Origin of the sequence: Rufibacter ruber (assembly GCF_001647275.1) — a bacterium.
GTDB classification, from domain to species: Bacteria; Bacteroidota; Bacteroidia; order Cytophagales; family Hymenobacteraceae; genus Nibribacter; species Nibribacter ruber_C.
In genome coordinates this window covers 1-17682 of record NZ_LRMM01000065.1, presented here as the reverse complement: position 1 = coordinate 17682, position 17682 = coordinate 1, and the positions used below count along the sequence as shown (strand labels likewise).

Annotated in this window: 18 protein-coding genes; 5 read left to right on the top strand and 13 right to left on the bottom strand. The window is 53.8% G+C overall.

All coding sequences use genetic code 11. The annotated features are described in order from the left end of the window. Positions 1-6: 6 nt before the first annotated feature. Positions 7-1041, top strand: a complete 1035-nt coding sequence (locus A8O25_RS18475; RefSeq protein ID WP_066838059.1) for a DivIVA domain-containing protein — start codon at positions 7-9, stop codon at positions 1039-1041. Positions 1042-1051: 10 nt separating this feature from the next. Then, positions 1052-1411 (top strand): dihydroneopterin aldolase, encoded by a 360-nt coding sequence (gene folB, locus A8O25_RS18470; protein ID WP_066838056.1) that lies wholly within the window; start codon positions 1052-1054, stop codon positions 1409-1411. A 98-nt stretch (positions 1412-1509) separates the two neighbouring features. Here the strand turns inward: folB and A8O25_RS18465 are convergent, their stop codons facing one another. From A8O25_RS18465 to A8O25_RS18455, 3 genes are all read right to left on the bottom strand, one after another. Next, positions 1510-1815: a helix-turn-helix domain-containing protein gene (locus A8O25_RS18465; RefSeq protein WP_066838055.1), complete on the bottom strand. Its 306-nt coding sequence runs from the start codon at positions 1813-1815 to the stop codon at positions 1510-1512. Continuing rightward, positions 1796-2143 carry a type II toxin-antitoxin system RelE/ParE family toxin gene (locus tag A8O25_RS18460; RefSeq protein WP_066838054.1) on the bottom strand — a complete coding sequence of 116 codons (348 nt, stop codon included), beginning with the start codon at positions 2141-2143 and terminating at the stop codon, positions 1796-1798. The genes A8O25_RS18465 and A8O25_RS18460 overlap by 20 nt, the downstream gene beginning before the upstream one ends. Before the next feature lie 137 nt (positions 2144-2280). Beyond that, complete coding sequence (locus A8O25_RS18455) at positions 2281-4740, bottom strand: penicillin-binding protein 1A (protein ID WP_082893749.1); 2460 nt, start codon at positions 4738-4740, stop codon at positions 2281-2283. 497 nt (positions 4741-5237) lie between these two features. On the opposite strand from A8O25_RS18455, the gene A8O25_RS18450 reads away from it, so the two are divergent. From A8O25_RS18450 to A8O25_RS23415, 3 genes are all read left to right on the top strand, one after another. Next, positions 5238-6287, top strand: coding sequence for an LLM class flavin-dependent oxidoreductase (locus A8O25_RS18450; protein ID WP_066838053.1), 1050 nt, complete (start codon positions 5238-5240; stop codon positions 6285-6287). Between the two features lie 49 nt (positions 6288-6336). Continuing rightward, on the top strand, positions 6337-6558 hold the full coding sequence (locus A8O25_RS18445) for a hypothetical protein (protein ID WP_066838050.1): 222 nt from the start codon (positions 6337-6339) through the stop codon (positions 6556-6558). 107 nt (positions 6559-6665) lie between these two features. Then, positions 6666-6833 carry a hypothetical protein gene (locus tag A8O25_RS23415; RefSeq protein ID WP_169818146.1) on the top strand — a complete coding sequence of 56 codons (168 nt, stop codon included), beginning with the start codon at positions 6666-6668 and terminating at the stop codon, positions 6831-6833. 168 nt (positions 6834-7001) lie between these two features. On the opposite strand, the gene A8O25_RS24140 is transcribed toward A8O25_RS23415, so the two are convergent. The 10 genes from A8O25_RS24140 to A8O25_RS18395 form a co-directional block, all read right to left on the bottom strand. Continuing rightward, entirely contained in the window at positions 7002-7184 is a 183-nt protein-coding gene (locus A8O25_RS24140; RefSeq protein WP_277620026.1) for a DUF72 domain-containing protein, read from the bottom strand. Continuing rightward, positions 7181-7753 carry a DUF72 domain-containing protein gene (locus A8O25_RS18440; protein ID WP_277620025.1) on the bottom strand — a complete coding sequence of 191 codons (573 nt, stop codon included), beginning with the start codon at positions 7751-7753 and terminating at the stop codon, positions 7181-7183. The genes A8O25_RS24140 and A8O25_RS18440 overlap by 4 nt, the downstream gene beginning before the upstream one ends. A 275-nt stretch (positions 7754-8028) precedes the next feature. Beyond that, positions 8029-9534 carry a sensor histidine kinase gene (locus tag A8O25_RS18435; RefSeq protein ID WP_066838047.1) on the bottom strand — a complete coding sequence of 502 codons (1506 nt, stop codon included), beginning with the start codon at positions 9532-9534 and terminating at the stop codon, positions 8029-8031. A gap of 825 nt (positions 9535-10359) precedes the next feature. Beyond that, the gene (locus tag A8O25_RS23435) at positions 10360-11520 is read right to left on the bottom strand and encodes an NTP transferase domain-containing protein (protein WP_193788626.1); all 1161 of its coding nucleotides are present in this window, start codon (positions 11518-11520) and stop codon (positions 10360-10362) included. Then, on the bottom strand, positions 11501-11977 hold the full coding sequence (moaC, locus tag A8O25_RS18420; protein WP_066838041.1) for a cyclic pyranopterin monophosphate synthase MoaC: 477 nt from the start codon (positions 11975-11977) through the stop codon (positions 11501-11503). The genes A8O25_RS23435 and moaC overlap by 20 nt, the downstream gene beginning before the upstream one ends. Positions 11978-12217: 240 nt before the next feature. After that, positions 12218-13423 (bottom strand): molybdopterin molybdotransferase MoeA, encoded by a 1206-nt coding sequence (locus tag A8O25_RS18415; RefSeq protein ID WP_066838037.1) that lies wholly within the window; start codon positions 13421-13423, stop codon positions 12218-12220. A 429-nt stretch (positions 13424-13852) separates the two neighbouring features. Beyond that, positions 13853-14836, bottom strand: coding sequence for a GTP 3',8-cyclase MoaA (moaA, locus tag A8O25_RS18410; RefSeq protein WP_066838034.1), 984 nt, complete (start codon positions 14834-14836; stop codon positions 13853-13855). Positions 14837-15096: 260 nt separating this feature from the next. Beyond that, entirely contained in the window at positions 15097-15279 is a 183-nt protein-coding gene (locus tag A8O25_RS18405; protein WP_066838032.1) for a hypothetical protein, read from the bottom strand. Positions 15280-15591: 312 nt separating this feature from the next. Next, positions 15592-16443 carry a metallophosphoesterase gene (locus A8O25_RS18400; RefSeq protein WP_066838029.1) on the bottom strand — a complete coding sequence of 284 codons (852 nt, stop codon included), beginning with the start codon at positions 16441-16443 and terminating at the stop codon, positions 15592-15594. Between the two features lie 354 nt (positions 16444-16797). Continuing rightward, on the bottom strand, positions 16798-17277 hold the full coding sequence (locus A8O25_RS18395) for a vitamin K epoxide reductase family protein (RefSeq protein WP_066838082.1): 480 nt from the start codon (positions 17275-17277) through the stop codon (positions 16798-16800). Positions 17278-17682: the final 405 nt, after the last annotated feature.

Here is a 17682-nt window from a genome sequence, read left to right as displayed (position 1 = left end):
GTAGATATGAAGATTACACCGTTAGAAATCAGGCAGAAAACGTTTGAGAAAGCATTCAGAGGGTTAGACAAAGATGAGGTACAGGCCTTTTTGTTGAACTTGTCACAGCAGTGGGAAAAACTGCAGGACGAGAACAAAGACCTGAAAGTGAAGTTGGAAGTGGCTAACCGCGAGGTGCAGAAACTGCGCGAAGTGGAATCATCACTCTACAAAACGCTCAAAACCGCCGAAGACACCAGCAACAGCATGGTAGAGCAGGCCTCTAAAGCGGCTGACCTCCAGATTCGCGAAGCGCAACTGCAAGCCGACCAACTCCTGGAAGCCGCCCGCCAGAAAGCCCGCAGCGTGCTGGACAACGCCTACCAGCAAGCTGACAAAACCATCACTGACATGCAGGGCGAAGTGAAAAACCTGGAGCTGGACTACCTTCGTCTGGAAGACTACCTGGAGAGCATGGTGCGCGACCTGCAGAGCCTGGCTTCAGACGCGCTGGAGAAAGTAGAAAAGACCAAGGCAAAACCCAAAGCCGCCATTGGCAGTATCTTATCACGGGCCGCGCAGGCAAAAGCCAAGCGCCCCGAGGACGAAAAAGATACGTTTATGAACGCATTCACCGCAACACCCATAGCACCCGTTACACCTGTTGCTAAACCAGCAGAGGTATCAGCTGCGCATTTAACCGACCAACCGCAGGCCTACGGCATTGGCGGCGGCGGTAGCCGCGAGGCCATTCCGGATACCCCTGGCACCTTGCCTCCGGTCACTACGCCTAATCCGGCGCCAGATGTGCACCCACGCACCCCAGAGATTGTGCCTCCGCACATTCCCACGCCGTCTATTGACCCGCCCAAGCGCGAAGAGCCTAAACCAGACATTCCACCGGCACCAAGCCCAACGCCGGTAGAAGAACCGGAGCCCGAGCGCGAGCAACCAGTGCCCACCACGCCAGAGATTCAGCCGCCTATGACCAATCAGGTGAAGCCGGCCCCAGCGCCCGCGGTAGCCACCACCAGCGGCGGTTCTTTCTTTGACGAAATCTAAGCCAGGGAATATGGGGCAAGTCGCGCTGGAAGGCATGGAGTTCTACGCCTACCACGGTTTTTATGACGAGGAGCAGAAAATTGGCAACCGCTACCGCATTGACCTCTACATAGAGGCAGACCTGGAAGAGGCCGCCATTTCTGATGACCTGTCTAAAACGGTAGATTATGAAAAGCTCTACCAGATTGTGCAGCGCGAAATGAACCAGCCCGCCCGACTCCTGGAGCACGTAGGCCACCGCATCTTAGAGGGCGCTTTTCAGGAGTACCCGCACCTGGAACACGTCAAAGTGCAGGTATCTAAGTACAACCCTCCGTTGGGCGGCGTAATTCTCCGGTCAATGATTACCTTAGAGAGAAGTAAAGCATAAAGCATTTTCGGCCTGTTTTTGAAAAAGTAGCCCAAAAACGGAAATAGATAAGAAAGCCTCACCTGTTGAAAACGGGTGAGGCTTTTTGATTTGAGGCATTACAATTTTATTGATAGTTCTAGTTGGCCGCCTAGGCCTAGCTCAATGATTTTTTTCAAAGTGGAGAGACGCACTTCTTTGATGTTATTCTCAATTTTAGAAATATAGGATTTTGTAGTTCCAATCTTTGCGGCAAGTTCTGCCTGGGTCAATCCCTTTTCAAGTCTTGCCTCATGAATGAGCGCTCCTATTTTGAAATTTTCATATCCGGCTTCTAACTCATCACGTCTTTCGGTTCCCACCTGTCCAAAGTGCTTCTCCTTGAACTGGTCCAGAGTTATGGTGTTATTTTCTTTCCTGTTCATATTCTTCTTTTATTCTTAAAGCCTTTTCTATTTCCTGTTTTGGCGCTTTTTGTGTCTTTTTTTGAAATCCATTCATGATGACAACTAAGCGGCCTTGGTCAAAGAAGCAGAAAATCCGGAAGATGTCACTCCCTTGTTGTACACGAACCTCATAGAACCCAGTTGTATTCTCAATATGTTTAAGATACGTTTCAGGTACACGTTCCAATTCTTCTATCAGGTCAAACGTCCAGATGATTTTGGCTTTGACTTTTTCTTTCTGCTTGAGAAAAAACTCCTCAAAGTAGTTTTTATAGAAAATAATTTGCCGATGCCTCTGCTTTTTCACGAAGTGAAGATATGAAAAGTTGCCCTAAAGTGAAACTAGTTGTTTCGAAATATCTCAAGCTAAAGTTATAAGTCCAGGTAATGGGCATTTTAAGCTTATTTCATCAAATCCTTACTTACAGCCTATTCCCTCTCCTCCTAATCTCTCCCCCGGCCTCTCCCTCTACCGCGTTCCCGCTTCTCCAGCTTTTCCTCCAAATCCCGCTGCCAGTCCTTTTCTTTGTCCTTCTTCTTGCCCTTGCGCTTGAACAGGTCCTTTATTTTTCGGCCGGTACGTTCAAAAAAGTCGTCTATGCCTCTTTCCTCCACAGGGGCCACCACCACAGGCGGCTGGTAGGGCGGACAGTTCAGGAAACTCTGCAACATGGGCGGGAGCGGCGAGAAGCGGCTGTTGGCATAGCGGCGGTAGTCGCGGTCTTTGACCAGTAGCTCATAGAAACTGCCCCAGATAGGCAGGGCCGTGTTGGCCCCGCCGCCCTGCTCCAAGTCCCGGAACCGGATTCTGCGGTCTTCACCGCCCACCCAGGCCCCGGCCACCAGATCAGGGGTGAAGCCAATAAACCAACCATCGGCGTGCGATTGCGTGGTACCGGTTTTGCCGGCAATGTCCATGTTCAGGCGGTAATCGCGGCGCAGGCGGCGGCCGGTGCCCTGTTCCACCACGCTCTGGAGCATGGGCCGGAGCAGAAGCACTGTTTGGCGGGACAGAATCTGCCTTCCGCGGGCGGGGGTGGTTTTGTCCAGCAGCACGCGGCCCTGGCGGTCTACAAGGCGCAATAAATAGGTGGGCTCTACCTGGTAGCCGCCGTTGGCGAAGGTGGCATAGGCAGTGACCATTTCCAGCAGACTGGCATCGGCGGTGCCGAGGGCAAGGGCCGGGGTTTCCTTCATCTCCTCTTTCATGCCCAGGTTCTTGGCCAGGGAAATGACAGATGGCAGCCCCACCTGCAAGGCCGTATTCACCGCCACCGTATTCACCGAATGGGTTAACGCCCCCTGCATGGAATACGCGCCGCCGTATTTCTCATCCGCATTGCGGGGCGACCAGTTGTCAAACTCGGGGAACACGCGGCGGTCATTGGGGAAGTAGGAGCACGGTGAGATGCCGCGTTCCAGGGCGGCGGCGTACACAATGGGTTTAAACGTAGAACCCACCTGCCGCTTTGACCGCACGTGGTCATACTTGAAGTGGGTGTGGTTCATACCGCCCACCCAGGCTTTGATATACCCCGTTTCGGGTTCCATGGCAATGAAGCCGGCCTGCAGGTAGCGCAAATGGTGCCTGATGGAGTCTAACGGGCTAAGGGTTTTAGTGACCGCACCGCTGTACCGGAAGATGCTCATTTTGCGCGGCGTGTTGAAGGCTTCATCTATTTCTCTGTCTGATTTTCCGGCGGCTTTGAGGCGTTTGTAACGCAGACTGCGTTCTTTGGCCGCTTTCAAAATATCAGGCTGGCCTGACCAAGGGAGTTTCCGGCCCCAGTGTTTGTCAAACGCGAGCTGCAGGGCGTACATGCGCTGTTTTAAGGCGGCTTCGGCATGGCGCTGGGCACGGCTGTCCAGGGTGGTGTAAATCTTGAGGCCGTCAGAGTAGAGGTTGTACTTCTCTCCATCGGGTTTTTCCTGCTGGCTGGCCCAGCGGGTGAGCTCCTCGCGCAGGTGCTCCCTGAAATACGTAGCCAGACCGCTGTTGTGGGAGTAGACGTTGTAGGCCAGCTTCAGCGGAAGCTGTTGCAGCGAATCTTTCTGCGCGGGGGTGAGGTAGCCGTACTTGGCCATCTGCGCCAGCACCACGTTCCGGCGCTGCTTAGACCGCTCAGGGTACAGCTTGGGGTGGTACGAGGTGGTGCCTTTCAGCAATCCGATGAGCACGGCCGCCTCCTCTATTTTCAGGGAATCTGCCGAGGTGTTGAAAAACCGCCGCGCCGCCGATTCAATCCCGTACACGTTGCCGCCCATGGGCACCGTGTTCAGGTAGAGTTCCAGCACCTCCTGCTTGTTATAGACCGCCTCAAACCGCTTAGCCAGAATAATCTCGCGCATCTTGTTCACGGGCATAGACAGAAAGCCCAGGTTCTTGCGCGGGAACAGGTTTTTGGCCAGCTGCTGCGACAGGGTGCTTCCGCCGCCGGAGTTTTCCTTTTGCAGGAGCAAAGATTTAATGAACACGCGGCCCAGGCTTTGGTAGTCCACGCCGTTGTGCTCGTAGAAACGGGCGTCTTCGGTGGCCACCAGCGCCTGCACCACCGGTTCAGCAATCTGGTCATATTTGATGTTGGTGCGGTCCTGAATGAAAAAACGGCCAATTAAGACACTGTCAGCGGTATAGACTTCAGAGGGCATGCTGTTCTGCACGGCCTTGAGTTGCCGTTTGGTGGGCAGCCACCCAAACAACCCAAAGTACACCGACAGGTAAAACAGGAAAAACACCAGAAAACCCGCCGCTGCCGTCTTGCCAATGACCCGAAGCCAGCCTTTTTTGTCCAGCTTCCGCCAGTACGTCAAGGTTAGTTTCTCCCCGTGCCGCGCCAGCCACCGCTTGCGGCGGGTATTGAGCCAAACAGAAAGAGCACCAAAGTAGGAGTTGAAAAGCGGCATGCGGTAAGTACGTGGTCAACTTAGTCAGGGCTATGCTTACCCCAATGATACTGCCAAGGTTACACCGTTTCCGGGCTACTTTTCCCAAATTAGCCGTAAAACAGATATGGTGCAGCGGCTTACGCCGAAGACGGGAGGTATTCTTAAAGTCTCTCTCCTCACGCTGTCATCCTGAAAGGAACTTGGTTGCGAACGGTCATGGCTTTTGCTACTACGCTTTTCTAGTTCGCTCACGAGATTCTTCCAGAATGGAAATATGGGAAGGAGGAAAGTCGATGAAGCTTTTGGCTTCAGAAGGGGAACGGCGGAATATGGCGCAAGCGTCCGCTTGTGCCAACTTTACAGAGCAATGCGTGCGGTCACAAGCGGACGCTTGCGCCATGGAAAGCCAACTCCCAACCAACTGTATTTTCCATTTTTAAGCTGTTTTTCTGAAAACAGGCCGAAAACAGGAAGCGCATGAGTAAACGCTTGTAACAACTTGAACTGAAACTGACATGGCAGAGACCAAAAAAATAAAATTGAGCGTGCTGGACCAGTCACCGGTGCGGGAGGGCGGCACCGCCGAACAGGCGTTGCAGGAAACACTGCAGTTGGCGCAGTTGACCGACAGATTGGGCTACCACCGCTACTGGGTGTCTGAGCACCACAACACGCTGGGTCTGGCCGGGCCCGCGCCCGAAGTCCTGATTCCGCACCTGGCGGCGCAGACCAAACATTTGCGCATTGGCTCGGGCGGCGTGATGCTGCCGCACTACAGCGCCTTAAAAGTGGCTGAGAATTTCAGGCTGCTGGAGGCGCTCTACCCCAACCGCATTGACCTGGGCATTGGCCGGGCGCCCGGCACCGATAGAAAAACGGCCGCGCTGCTCAACCCCTACAACCTTTTCAACGAGCAGGATTTTATTGAGCAGCTAAGAGACATAGACCGCTACCTGCAAGACGGCATTGGCGGCGAATTTACGGCAGAGGTGAAGGTCACACCCCGCTCAGCCACGGCCCCGGAGCGTTGGCTGTTGAGTTCCAGCGGGCAAAGCGGCGTGTTTGCGGCGCATTTTGGGATGGGTTTCTCGTTTGCGCACTTCATCAACCCCAACGGCGGGGCCGAAACGATGCGCGCCTACCAGTCCCGGTTCAGCCCGTCAACTTTACTGAAGCAACCTGCCGGCAACTTTGGGATATTTGTGATTTGTGCAGACACCCAGGAACGCGCCGAGGAACTGCAGCTTTCCATGGACATGCTCATGCTGCACATCAGGCAGGGGAAATCAGGCGGCGTGCCGTCGTTAGAGAAAGCCAGGGAATTCTACGCAGACCTCACCCCAGACGAGCTGGCGCAGGTGCAGTACAACCGCCAACGCGCCGTCTTTGGTACGCCAGAACAGGTGAAGACCCAACTGGATACACTGGCCGAGGAGTATAATGTAGAGGAGATAGTGGTGGTGACCATCACCCATGATTTCCAGGACCGCCTGCGCAGCTATGAGCTGCTGGCGGGGGCGTACGGGCTGGAGCCTAGGATTGGGCAAAACTTTCAATCCCAGTAAATTCATTTCCGTAGATTTGTTGCATAGAGACCTACAACCTGATTAGAATATGGAACAGCGGGTGATTACAGTATTGAGCAGGGTAGAGTACCCAAAACCAGGAAACAACCAAGTCTCCACCAATGATACCACCAGTCAAATTTCCCATTTTTTAGACAATGGGTTTTATATCCAGACGGTGGCCACGCAGCTGAGCCTGGGGGTTGATGAAGGTACGCGGCAGAACGGCATCCTGGCCACTACCTATTTGTTGGTTCGGGAGAATGACTAAGGGCCTTTTTCGGCTTTTAAGCCAGTAGTTGGTTGTATAGGGAAAACTATCGTCAGACCAGACCAGAATTTTCCGGTTACCGCGGTTATTTATGCGTACCTTACAGAATGGAAGAAAATTTATATCCCAATGGGGCGGAAGTGTACGCGAAGACGAATCCGGAAGTGAAATTAGTGGTGCGGCGGTATGCAAAGCGGGTGTATTACTGCACTGAGCCGGGAAAACCCACCCAATCTGATAAGGTGTTTTACGAGCGGGAGCTCATGGTGCGCTAGAGGCGGGTAAAAAAATAGTCAAGTACAGGAGCAGCTACAGGTTTACCTACTTGTAGCTGTTTTTTGTTAAAAAATTATCTGGCCCTAGTTCCCTGAGGAACACCAGTTGAATCCCGCCTTTTCTGTTTTCGGCCTGTTTTCTGAAAAACAGACCAGAAACGGCTCTTCTTATGCCGTGGGGGTTCCCGTTCTCACCATTGCCTGCAGCGTAAGGGCATTGAACGCGGCGTAGCCGTTCTGGTCATTGTCAAAGTACACATACACATCTTTCCCGTCATTGGCCCATTGGTGGCATTTGTTGGCCCACCACTCCATAGCGCTGTCTGGGTAGCTGCCCTGGTACTTGTTCAAGGTAGGGCCGGCAGGCGCACGTACACAAAATCTGCGGTCACCTCCAGCGGCGACATATGCCCGGCCAGCTCATAAATACAGAACGCATGGTGGTGCTGCCTTAGCAGGTCGTAAATCTCGGGGTGGTACCACGTGGGTTCCCTAAACTCAAAGGTGTAGCGGTGGTACGGCGGGAGGGCCTGCAGAAAATCCCGGAACCGCTCCACGTTCACCCTCCACGCCGGGGGCAGCTGAAACAGAATTGGCCCCAGCTTTTCCTCCAGCGCCTGCGCATTGCCCAGAAACTGCGCCAGTCCCTGCTGCGGCTCCTTCAGCTTTTTCATGTGGGTGATGTAGCGGCTGGCTTTCACGGCAAACAGGAAATCATGGGGTACGCTCGCCCGCCAATTCGCAAAAGTTTCGGCCGAAGGCAGACGGTAGAAGGAGTTGTTGATTTCTACAGTGTTGAGGTATTGGATGTAGTGCCTGGTGAAGTCCTTGGAGGCCATGCCCGCCGGGTAGAAGTTGCCTTTCCAGTACGGGTAGTGCCACCCAGACGTGCCAATGTAAATGGTTCCTTTCTCCTGCATAGCCTGATTATACCGTTGCGGGCAGCCTGAGGTTATGGGTGCGTTTTGGCGCTGTTTTCAGAAAACAGGCCGAAAACGGAAAGGTGTATTTTTCTCCATTCTTGGAACTTAGCCTGCACAAATCTTTCGCACGCCTTCCTTGTCCCCCTTTCAAAAGGGGACAAGGAAGGCGTAACTTCCTTTTGCTGTTTTTTCAGAAAACAGCCCCAAAACGGAAAGGAGAAAAGATAGGCAAAAACATTTAAAGTTAGAGGGAAACACCCTTTACTCACACCTTACAGTTCCACCGTGAGGTGCACAAAAAATTCGCCCAAGGTTTCTCTGATCACCAGCTCATGTTTCTGCGGATACAGCAAAGCCAGCCGCTGCCTCACGTTCTCCAGCCCCACCCCAGATTTGTCTTTCTCGGGGTCCTGCTCCGGTTTCACATGGGTGCTGTTGTAGACATCAAAGTAGAGCTTGTTCTGCTCCAGGTGCAGGGTCACCCGTATCCAGGACTTCTCCTTCAGGCTGATGCCGTGCTTGAACGCATTCTCCACGAAAGGGATCAAGAGCATGGGCGCAATGAACTTCTCTGTGTACACCTCCTCAATCTGGGTCTGGATGGTGATGTCTGGGGAAGTAGACGTGCGCAATGACTGCAGTTCAATGTAGTTGCGCATGTAGTCAATCTCCCGGGAGAGCAAAATCTTTTGCTGGTTGTTCTCATGCAGCATGAACCGCATCATGTCGCCCAGCATCTGGATGCCCTGGGCGGTACGCTCGCTGTTTTCCTGCAGGGCGGTGCCGTAGAGGGTGTTGAGGGTGTTGAACAGAAAGTGCGGGTTGATCTGCGACCGCAGGAAGTCAAAGTTGGCATTGGATCTTCCCAACTCCTTCTGCAGCACATACACCTCCTCTTTGCCCTGCATCTGCCGTTTAAACAACACCCAGCAGACGGGGGTGGTGAGGAACAGGTGAAAGAACACATTGAACAAAGGCAGACCCAGGGCAAAATCCTTCTCATTGGTCAGCGTCATCAGCAAGATGGCCAACGGCAGAAAGGAGACCGCTAACAGCAGTACTGCCCGCCAGAGATACGCCAGGAACGGTTTTTTAGAGGGGAGTGCCTTCGGGATGAAGTAGTAGAAAGAGACGCCGTACAACAGAATGCCGGTGGGGGCTATAATCCCCCAACTGAGTAGAAATTCGCCTTCGGCATCAATAATCATCAGCAGGAACAGGCTCACCAGCCAGAGCACAAAGGCCGCCAACACGTCTCTGGTGAGGATCTGGTATTTTGCCTGAATGGTCTCTGAGTGCGACAGCAGGTAAACGCTGATGTACTTCAAGACTGTGTAGAACCCCAGAATCATCAGCAACCGGAACGCATAGCTGAAGCTTCCCTGGAAGAACGCTGCATAGGCGGCATCTTCCTCTACATAATGGTCAAACAGGTATTTCTTCAGATACGTGTCAGTGATGCCAAACAGGGTGCCGGTGGCCAGAAAGATCAGGATCAGGTAAAAACAGTTCAGCGCCACCCGCTCCTTGGCCACCAGTTTAGGCAGCACCTTAAAGTTGAGCAGCAGGAAGGCACCATACAGAAAGGTATACCTGATCAGGCTGGGGAAAATGAAATCTCCATAGTAGTTGAACGGAATGTGGGGGTCAAAAAAAAGCCCCTCATGCGCATTGACAATCCCGGAGAGCAGGAAGAACACTGAAAACGCGAAGATGGTGGTGGCAGCCCAAAACTCCACCTTCCCCTGAAAAGAGGGTTTAAACAACAATTCCTTCATTAGAATCAGATTTAAGACAATATTACTTCAACGGGGGCAGGGATCTCAGTAAATGTGATGAATGCCCCCTAAAATGTGATCAATGGGTTTCTTTACCCTTTCTTCCTCTGCAGGAAGCGTGGGTGTACTTTTCTGTTATGGGGCTGCCTTTCTCCAGAATCCTGGCACTCCCAAACAGGCTCACCCCGTAGCGGCCCCAGTGGCGCCCGCCTGCAGTGGTGATGACCAGAAGAATGGGACAAGGTTAGCCAATCCCAAAGCCGCTGAAAACTAAATGTGACCTATGCCGTGAAATTTGTGATAAAGGCGCGCTCTGTGGCAAAATCTGGTATGAACGTGAACCAGGCCAGAACCCATGACACTGCTACCGCCACTTAGCAGCAGCTGCCCACAGAAAGAAAAAGCGCCGCCGGCAGTCACTCCCATTTAAGGTAGAAAGGCTAACCGGCAACCGCTCCTTTCAGAGGAGGGAACAAATGTGGGGGTTATAGAAGGCCGGCAGCTGGGGAAAGGAACGCAATATCAGTTCCCCGGAGCTATTGCCTCGTTCAGATGCCCCTTTTGGGGTTGAGAATTATCAGAAGTGAAGCGAAGTGACCGCGCAGACTTCACTTCCGTTTTCGGGCTGTTTTCATGAAAACAGCCCGAAAACGGAAAGGCTCTACAGGTCATAGCCAGAGTTGCAAACTTTTAGAACAGTTTGTCTTTAGCCCATCCCTACCCCTCTGAGGAGGGGAATAATCTGCAAAAGTGGAAGGAGAAAAACCACCTCATAGGAGAGGAGGGTAAGCACGGGCACGCTGAAAAGATTGCCGCTTGAAGGCATTACCTCTGAGCCAGAAGCTGCCGCGCCCGCTCCTGTTCCTGCGGGGTGTTCACATTCAACAGCGCCTCCGGCTGCCCGGGCTGCAGAAGATGGGTAGCAGAATTGATCAGCACTTTTCTGGGGCAGGTGTAGCCCTGGGCCAGAAAAGCCAGCAACTGCAAATAACTTTTCGGCTCCCAGATGGTGATGAGCGGCTCCGGGAAACGGTTCTGCGGGTTCTCAAAAGCCGTGGCTACCGCCGATGGGTTTCTCTCCTGCACCAGTTGCCACAGCGTGCGCTGGTCTACCAGCGGAAGGTCACACGCCACCACCAGCCACGCCGCCTCCGGCTGCTCCCTGAACGCCGAGAGAATGGCCCCGTAAGGCCCAAGGTCCAGAAAAGTGTCGGGCAGGGTTGGGTATTGGGCAGCCAATTCCGGTTGCTGCTCCGCCCGGCAGGAGATGAATACTTCGGCACAGAACTCCTGCATCATCTCTGCCAGATGGTACCGCTGCTCTTTCCCGTGCCACTGCAGCGCCCCTTTGTCCTGCCCCATGCGCACGCTCCTGCCCCCGGCCAGCACCAAGCCGTTCAGCACCGGCGCAGCCTGCCGTAGTTGATTTTGAAAGAAGGAGACAATTTTTTCAGTTTCCTGCAGCCGGTACACCGGAATCTCCTGCCAGGCAGGGAGGACTTCCTTCAGAAACGGAAAAATCTCCTCGGCGCCCTCCGTCAGCAGGAACAGCTGCACGTGGGTGAGTTGGGAAAGTCTTTTCTGCAGAGAAGCCTCTTTGGCCGGATCTATCACCACCACCTGCGCCTTGGCCTGCTGGTGGTTGCCGTTCACCAACACCAGGTCCATCTCTGAGAACCACTGCCGGAACTGGAACTGGTTCAGAGGCCGGTTCAGGGTAAACTGATGATGCGTGATTTGATCTGTGTACTCCGCCACCGCACCTGACGCCAGCCTACCCGGAAGATGCGCTTGTTCCTCCCCGTGGGCATGCTGGGCATCTACGTACGCGCATTTCACCTTGGGCGAAAGCGCGGCAATGATCTGGCCGGCCAAGCCTTTGATGGCACCGCAGTTGGTTCCCACTATCGCCCATTCGGCGCGGCCGAAGTTCCCGTAGTTGGGTCTGTTGATGGCGGCGTGTTTCTTATGCTCTGGTGAAGTCACGCTTGCCTCCCGTTTTTTGCATGAGTCTGGTTTCTTTGATCACAATGTCATGGCTCAGGGCTTTGCACATATCGTACACCGTGAGCGCCGCCACGCTAGCCCCCACCAGCGCTTCCATCTCTACGCCGGTTTTGGCGGTGAGGCTGGCGGTGCAGTCAATCACCAGTTCCTGCGCCTGGTTCAGGTGTATCTGAATCTGGCAGTTGTCCAGCCCCAGCGGGTGGCACAGCGGAATCAGTTCGCTTGTTTTCTTGGCCCCCATTATGCCCGCAATGATCGCCGTCTGCAACACAGATCCTTTTTTGGTCTGAATATCATCCTGCGCAAACTTCTCCAGCACCTCAGCGGGCAGGGAGACAATACTACGGGCGGTGGCGGTTCTGAGGGTCACCTGCTTCTGCCCCACGTCTACCATGGTGGCCTGCCCCTTCTCATCTAAATGCGAAAAATCGCTCATGTGGTGTATGTCTTTCGCTGCGGTTTTTCCGCAGACTGTTTCTCAAATTTAACTCATTCTCCCTCTTTTATTTCCTGAAAGGATCTTGGTAGCGAGCGGTAGTGGCGTTCATTTAAAGCTACTCTAGTTCGCCCACAAGTTCCTTTCAGGATGACAGGGAGGGAAGGAATTTTGTCCTACGTATCTGTCTTTCTGTTTTCGGCCTACTTTTCTAAAAACAGCCCGAAAACAGAAAGAAACTCACCATCCTGCCTTAAACGGCCACACCCGCAGCACATCGCCTTTCTCAAACCTGTCCCGCTCCTGCGGAAGCTCCAGAAACGCATCTGCCTCTACCAAATTAGAAAAATCACCCGAACCGTTTCCTTCCAAAGGGGTTGCCAACAGCTGCCCTTGCTCTGAGTACTGGAGCCGCACCTGCAGGAAATACGTAAGGTCTGGAGGAAACCTGAAATCAGTCGTCAAGGCGGCAGAAACCTTCTGTTTGGCAGGGAGGCCTAACGAGGCGTGCAGCCACGGCAGGAAATACCGGTTCAGACAGAGAAACGTGGAGACGGGATTTCCCGGCAGGGCAAACACCAAGGCTCCGTTCCCGTGCCTGCCAAACCAGAACGGCTTGCCCGGCTTCTGCCGCACCTTCTGGAACAGCTTCTGCACCTGCAGCTCCTCCAGCACCTGCGGCACGTAATCAAACTTGCCCATAGAGATGCCCCCGCTCAGCAGAATCACCTCATACTGAGCCAAGCAGCGCTGCAGTTGGTCTTTCGTGGTGGCCAGGTCATCGGGCAGATGCAGCAGATCCGGTTCTACCTGATAAGCTTGGAGGGCGGCTTTGACCAGATAGCTGTTGGAACGCCTGATCTGGTAGGGCGCAGGCGTCTGGTGCACCTCCACCAGCTCATCACCCGTGGAAATCACCAATACTTTGGGCAGCTTTTTCACCGGCAGTTCCGTGGCGCCCACGGCGGCGGCCATGCCTACCAGCGCCGGAGTCACCAGCTGGTTGGTCAGCGCCACCACCTCATTCTGCTGTTTATCCTGCCCCTGCCGGTGCACATTCTGCCCTTTCTTTACCTGCTCCACCAGCACCGTGGCCACGCCGTTTTCTATCTCCAGATCCTCGTACCGCACCACCGTGTCTACTGAAGCCGGCAGCGCGGCCCCGGTCATAATCTCCACGCAGGCGTTTTCCTGGGTAATCTCAAGGGGCGCATCGCCGGCGGCTTGGGTGCCTGCCATCTGGAACGATCTGGTGCCCCTGGCGAAGGAGTTAAACCGGAAGGCAATGCCATCCATGGTGACGCGGTCATAGGGCGGCAGGGCACGGTCGGTACGCAGGTCCTGAGCCAGCACCCGCCCCAGCGCCTGCTCAAACGGCACCTGCTCCACCCCAACGTGGGTGGTTTGGCTCTGGATGATCCTTTCCGCTTCTTCAACTGTCACCATGGTTCATTTTTTATGTATCAGCGCAGGGCAAAGGTAGAAAGTAGGGTTAGGAATTGGTTATATGGAACGTTCTTTCTGTTTTCGGCCTGTTTTTGAAAAAGTAAGCCGAAAACAGAAAAGTAGGGTAAATAGCTCACAGCGCATTTTATTAAGTGGCATATCGTCTGAAAAAACCCCTCCGACAAGGCAGGATCGTTAATTTCTCACCACAGGTTTTTGCTCTTCCGGATTTGGAATCCGGAAGCGGGTACTGAGGGGATTTGTAATCCCCGTTACTGCCCCTTGAACGGAAAAAAAGAGAATTACAAATCTGACGAATACTCAGGTTCGGGATGGCAAACCCCGAACAGCGGAGCACTAACAAGCTCCCGCTGTTTTTGGCCTGTTTTCAGGAAAGTAGCCCCAAAACAGAAACTTTCAGGAACAACCTCAGCCGCCAATGGTAGCCATGGAGGCATGCGGAAAAGCGGCCATGGCTTTTTCGGCTTCCCAGCCGTCTTTCTCCTTTTGCAGTACCGCGCCTTGTAAAGCCTCTTGCAGTTGGGGATCTGTATGGCCGGAGCGCATGAGATCCCGCACGTTGAGTACCGGGCCGCCGTACAGGCAGGTTTTCAAATCGCCCTGCGGCGTGAGCCTTAGGCGGTTGCAGGTGCCGCAGAACGAGCGGGTGTAGGCGGCAATAATGCCAATGGAGCCCTGGTGCCCCGGAATGTGGTAATGATAGGCGGTGGAGTTGGCGGGGTCAGGTACTTTCTGCACCTCTGGGTACCGCTCCTGTATGGCTTCCAGAATCCTGAAATGATCCCACGCCAGGGTTGGCATAACTTGGCCGCCTCCGTTGAACGGCATTTCCTCAATAAACCGCACGCTTACCGGCAAGTCTTTGGTCAGTTCCACCAACGGGAGAATGTCCTGGGTGTTTTTGCCTTCCATCACCACGGCGTTGATCTTCACCTCCAGCTGGTGGTGCAGCAGCGCCTCTAAGGTCTCCAGCACGCGGGGCAGCTCATCGCGGCGGGTGATGGCAAAAAAACGGTCTCGGTCCAGCGTGTCCAGACTCAGGTTGATGGAGTTGATTCCCAGCTTCTTGAGCTCCGGCACCAGGGGGGCAGTGACCACCCCGTTGGTAGTGATGGAGACCTGCTGCAGGTGGGGCAGGGCCGTGAGTGACGCCAGAAACTGCAGCATGTCTTTGCGCACAAACGGTTCGCCGCCGGTAATGCGTATCTTTTCAATCCCCATCTGCACCAGCACCGAGCAGACCCGCAGCATCTCCTCATAGCTCATGAGTTCCCGCCTACTCAGCCAGTCATTGCCCTGCTCCGGCATACAGTAGAAGCAGCGCAGGTTGCACCGGTCAGTCACGGCCAGCCGAAGGTAATTGATCTTTCTATGGTGGGAGTCAAACAGCACGCGCAGGTTCTCTGGTTATTGGTCAAAGCTAGGAAATTGCCGCCACTGGAAAACCTCTTAGCAAGGAAAATTCCTCCCGGTCACGGGCGGCATTGTGTACCCGTTTACTCAAAACGCGCAGCGGGGTTACTTTCTGCTAAAGAACCCGTCATAAAAAAACCACCTCGGCGGGTGGCTGATGATTGTATTCAACACGTTTGGCCTCAAACACTCGTCTGTTTTCGGCCCGTTTTCTTAAAAACAGGCGAAAACAGAAAAGGCTACTCACTCTTCTTTGCGTTGAGAATAGCCCCGTAGAGAATTGGGCTAAAGAAACGGAGGTTCTCCAGGATGCAGGTCATGCTGAAAAACTTCTGCGGATCAATTTCCTCGGTCTCGGCCATGGCGTGGAGCACCGCGTCTAGCGCGGCCGTATAGTTGGTGTCAAATTCTTCTTCGGTCATTGGGCAAGCGGTGTCATGAGGCTTTGGGTAAGCGTGTCACAAGATAACACTTTGCCCGCCTTCTTGATTCCTTCACTGGCGCATTTGCTTAAATATTCGCTTCTGCCAACCGTTCCAGCGCAGGAATGGCAGAGGGTACTTCACATAACTTTGCAATGTATTGGAGTGATTTGGATGGAACCCACCTCTACCCTTCCCCAGAGGGGAATTATCAGCCAAAGTGGGAAAACAAATCTCCTCTGAGCAGGGGCGATCTCAGAGGAGCAGATTAATATACAGTTGGGGTCACTTATAACTTTTATCCCAGAAGGCTTATACATGGTAATGGAAAAGCGTGAGCTCAGATCTGGCCCCAAACCGGAACGGGAGCCGGGAGGTGCCAAAGCCTTTGGAGAGGTAGAGGTAAGGCGCCTTCTGGTTGTACCAACCCTGCACATAGTGGCCTGACTGGTCTGGCAACACGGGCACATAGCCCAGCAACTTTACCTGTCCGCCGTGGTTGTGGCCCGCAAAGATGTACCGGATGTTCAGTTGGTCTGCCTCGGTTCTGGTTTGGTTCAGGGCTTTGATGGTTTCTCTTGCCTTCTCCTGCTGCAGCGGACTGTGAATCAACAGCAAATGGTGTGTTTCATGGCCTATGCCTGCCACCGCATCGGGCAGATTGCCTTCTCCCTGCAGCAGATCATCCAGCCCCGTGACCACCACCCTGGTTCCGGCCAGGGTAAATACCTCTGTTTCATTGACCAGCAGCCGGCAGTTGTGCTGGGCATACACTTCCTTCAGGTGAGCTGTGCTGTCCTGGGCCAGATAATCATGGTTGCCCAGCACCGCCACTTTCTGAATGTCCCTCTCTATCAGCCCCAGAAAATTTTGGGCCACGGCAGCCTTGCCCGAAGAATCTAACGTGTCACCGGCAATGAGTAGGAGGTGGGGTTTCAGTTGGTTGATTCTATGCGCCAGCTTTTTGTAGTACGGGTAGAGGCGGGTTTTCAAATGCAGGTCAGTGACCAAAACCAGCCTCAGCTTTTTCTGGCTGCCCACGTTGCCAATGTCATAGGTCTTCAGTTCGAAGAAATATTTCTCCAGAAAAAGGGCCTTCAGCAGCACTCCGGCCGCGCCCAGGGCCAACACCCCTGCTCCCCACTTGAGGTATCTTTTCTTCATTCCATCTTCGTTTTCGTTAGAACCTGCTTACGTACCAGAATTCTGCAGGTAGGGTTTGGCGGGGCTGAGTTTACCGCTTTCTTAGTTTCAGGTCTGATCTTTTCTGCTCATTTACGCGAACCGGTCCCTGCCGGGAGGGGAATCTGCCTAAGAGGAGAATTCCCCTCCTAGGGCGGGGGTGAGTACTCTGCTCAGAGAATTGCCAACTGAGTTGTGAGACTTTCTGGTAAAGATCTGACCGAGGTGTAGTGTACGGCAAGGCTGGGAGTTCCCTTCTGTTTTCGGCCTGTTCTTCAAGAAACGCGAAAAACAGAACTGATGTTTCAAGCCTTCTATTTAGGAGATAGCTTCTGGTTACCTCTTGCTTTTGAGCAACGCCACCACCGGCTTGAGCGCCGCAAAATTGATAGCCGCCCCGGCCACGCAGTAGAGGCAGACTTTCTTCTGCACAAAGGCCATTTTATACAGATACTGCGCCGCCCCAACGGCCTGCCCCGCCACCACACCCGCCAGTGCCCAATCCAGCAGGCGGGACTTCTTCTGAAACCGGATTCCCGCCATGGCCAGCAACATGGTCATCACGTACCCGCCCAGACTGATCACCCCGTCAGGCATGCCCAGCAGCACCGCGTCTTGGGAGGTGTTCACTTTCTTGGTGTCAAAGACTTTGCCTGGCAGATCAGGGAGCGACTGGAAATACCCCATCTGCAGCAGAGAGATCAGGCTGAAATCAGCAATACCGACGGCGGCCAGGGCGGCTACGGTGCGCCGCTGCTGCGCGGCTAGGCTTTGGTCTTCTCTGATGCGGTCAATGGCGGTGGGCTGCTTTTCCATGGTTTCTGAGGTTTGGTACCCGTTCATGTACGGCGCACTCCCATGGCTGGATTCCTGCAACGGCACCACAACCTGATCACCTGCGCAGTTTTCTGAATCTCCGCGTTTCTCTTTCGTGTCAAGCGTCCCTGATTGACATCAACCGTACACTCCTGTTTTCGGCCTGTTTTCAAAAGAACAGCTCCAAACAGAAGCCTCTACAAATCAAACTTCAAGCTATGCTCTCCAGACGTGAAGCAGTTTTTTTTTCATCGGCTCCAGCCGGTCAGCACCGGCTTTTGCTTCTTACTATTTTCTGTTTTTAGGGCTGTTTTGGCCAAAACAAGCCCTAAAACCAGAAAACGGGTGCCGACCCTGGCCCCACCGGGCCTTAGACCCGTCACAGGATCTTGGACCGCCTGCCTA

Bases quoted from the DNA above. Each gene is read 5' to 3' on its own strand.
- A8O25_RS18475 (WP_066838059.1), top strand. From the start codon at position 7: ATGAAGATTACACCGTTAGAAATCAGGCAGAAAACGTTTGAGAAAGCA.
- folB (WP_066838056.1), top strand. From the start codon at position 1,052: ATGGGGCAAGTCGCGCTGGAAGGCATGGAGTTCTACGCCTACCACGGT.
- A8O25_RS18465 (WP_066838055.1), bottom strand. From the start codon at position 1,815: ATGAACAGGAAAGAAAATAACACCATAACTCTGGACCAGTTCAAGGAG.
- A8O25_RS18455 (WP_082893749.1), bottom strand. From the start codon at position 4,740: ATGCCGCTTTTCAACTCCTACTTTGGTGCTCTTTCTGTTTGGCTCAAT.
- A8O25_RS18450 (WP_066838053.1), top strand. From the start codon at position 5,238: ATGGCAGAGACCAAAAAAATAAAATTGAGCGTGCTGGACCAGTCACCG.
- A8O25_RS18445 (WP_066838050.1), top strand. From the start codon at position 6,337: ATGGAACAGCGGGTGATTACAGTATTGAGCAGGGTAGAGTACCCAAAA.
- A8O25_RS23415 (WP_169818146.1), top strand. From the start codon at position 6,666: ATGGAAGAAAATTTATATCCCAATGGGGCGGAAGTGTACGCGAAGACG.
- A8O25_RS18440 (WP_277620025.1), bottom strand. From the start codon at position 7,753: ATGCAGGAGAAAGGAACCATTTACATTGGCACGTCTGGGTGGCACTAC.
- A8O25_RS18435 (WP_066838047.1), bottom strand. From the start codon at position 9,534: ATGAAGGAATTGTTGTTTAAACCCTCTTTTCAGGGGAAGGTGGAGTTT.
- moaC (WP_066838041.1), bottom strand. From the start codon at position 11,977: ATGAGCGATTTTTCGCATTTAGATGAGAAGGGGCAGGCCACCATGGTA.
- A8O25_RS18415 (WP_066838037.1), bottom strand. From the start codon at position 13,423: ATGGTGACAGTTGAAGAAGCGGAAAGGATCATCCAGAGCCAAACCACC.
- A8O25_RS18405 (WP_066838032.1), bottom strand. From the start codon at position 15,279: ATGACCGAAGAAGAATTTGACACCAACTATACGGCCGCGCTAGACGCG.
- A8O25_RS18400 (WP_066838029.1), bottom strand. From the start codon at position 16,443: ATGAAGAAAAGATACCTCAAGTGGGGAGCAGGGGTGTTGGCCCTGGGC.
- A8O25_RS18395 (WP_066838082.1), bottom strand. From the start codon at position 17,277: ATGGAAAAGCAGCCCACCGCCATTGACCGCATCAGAGAAGACCAAAGC.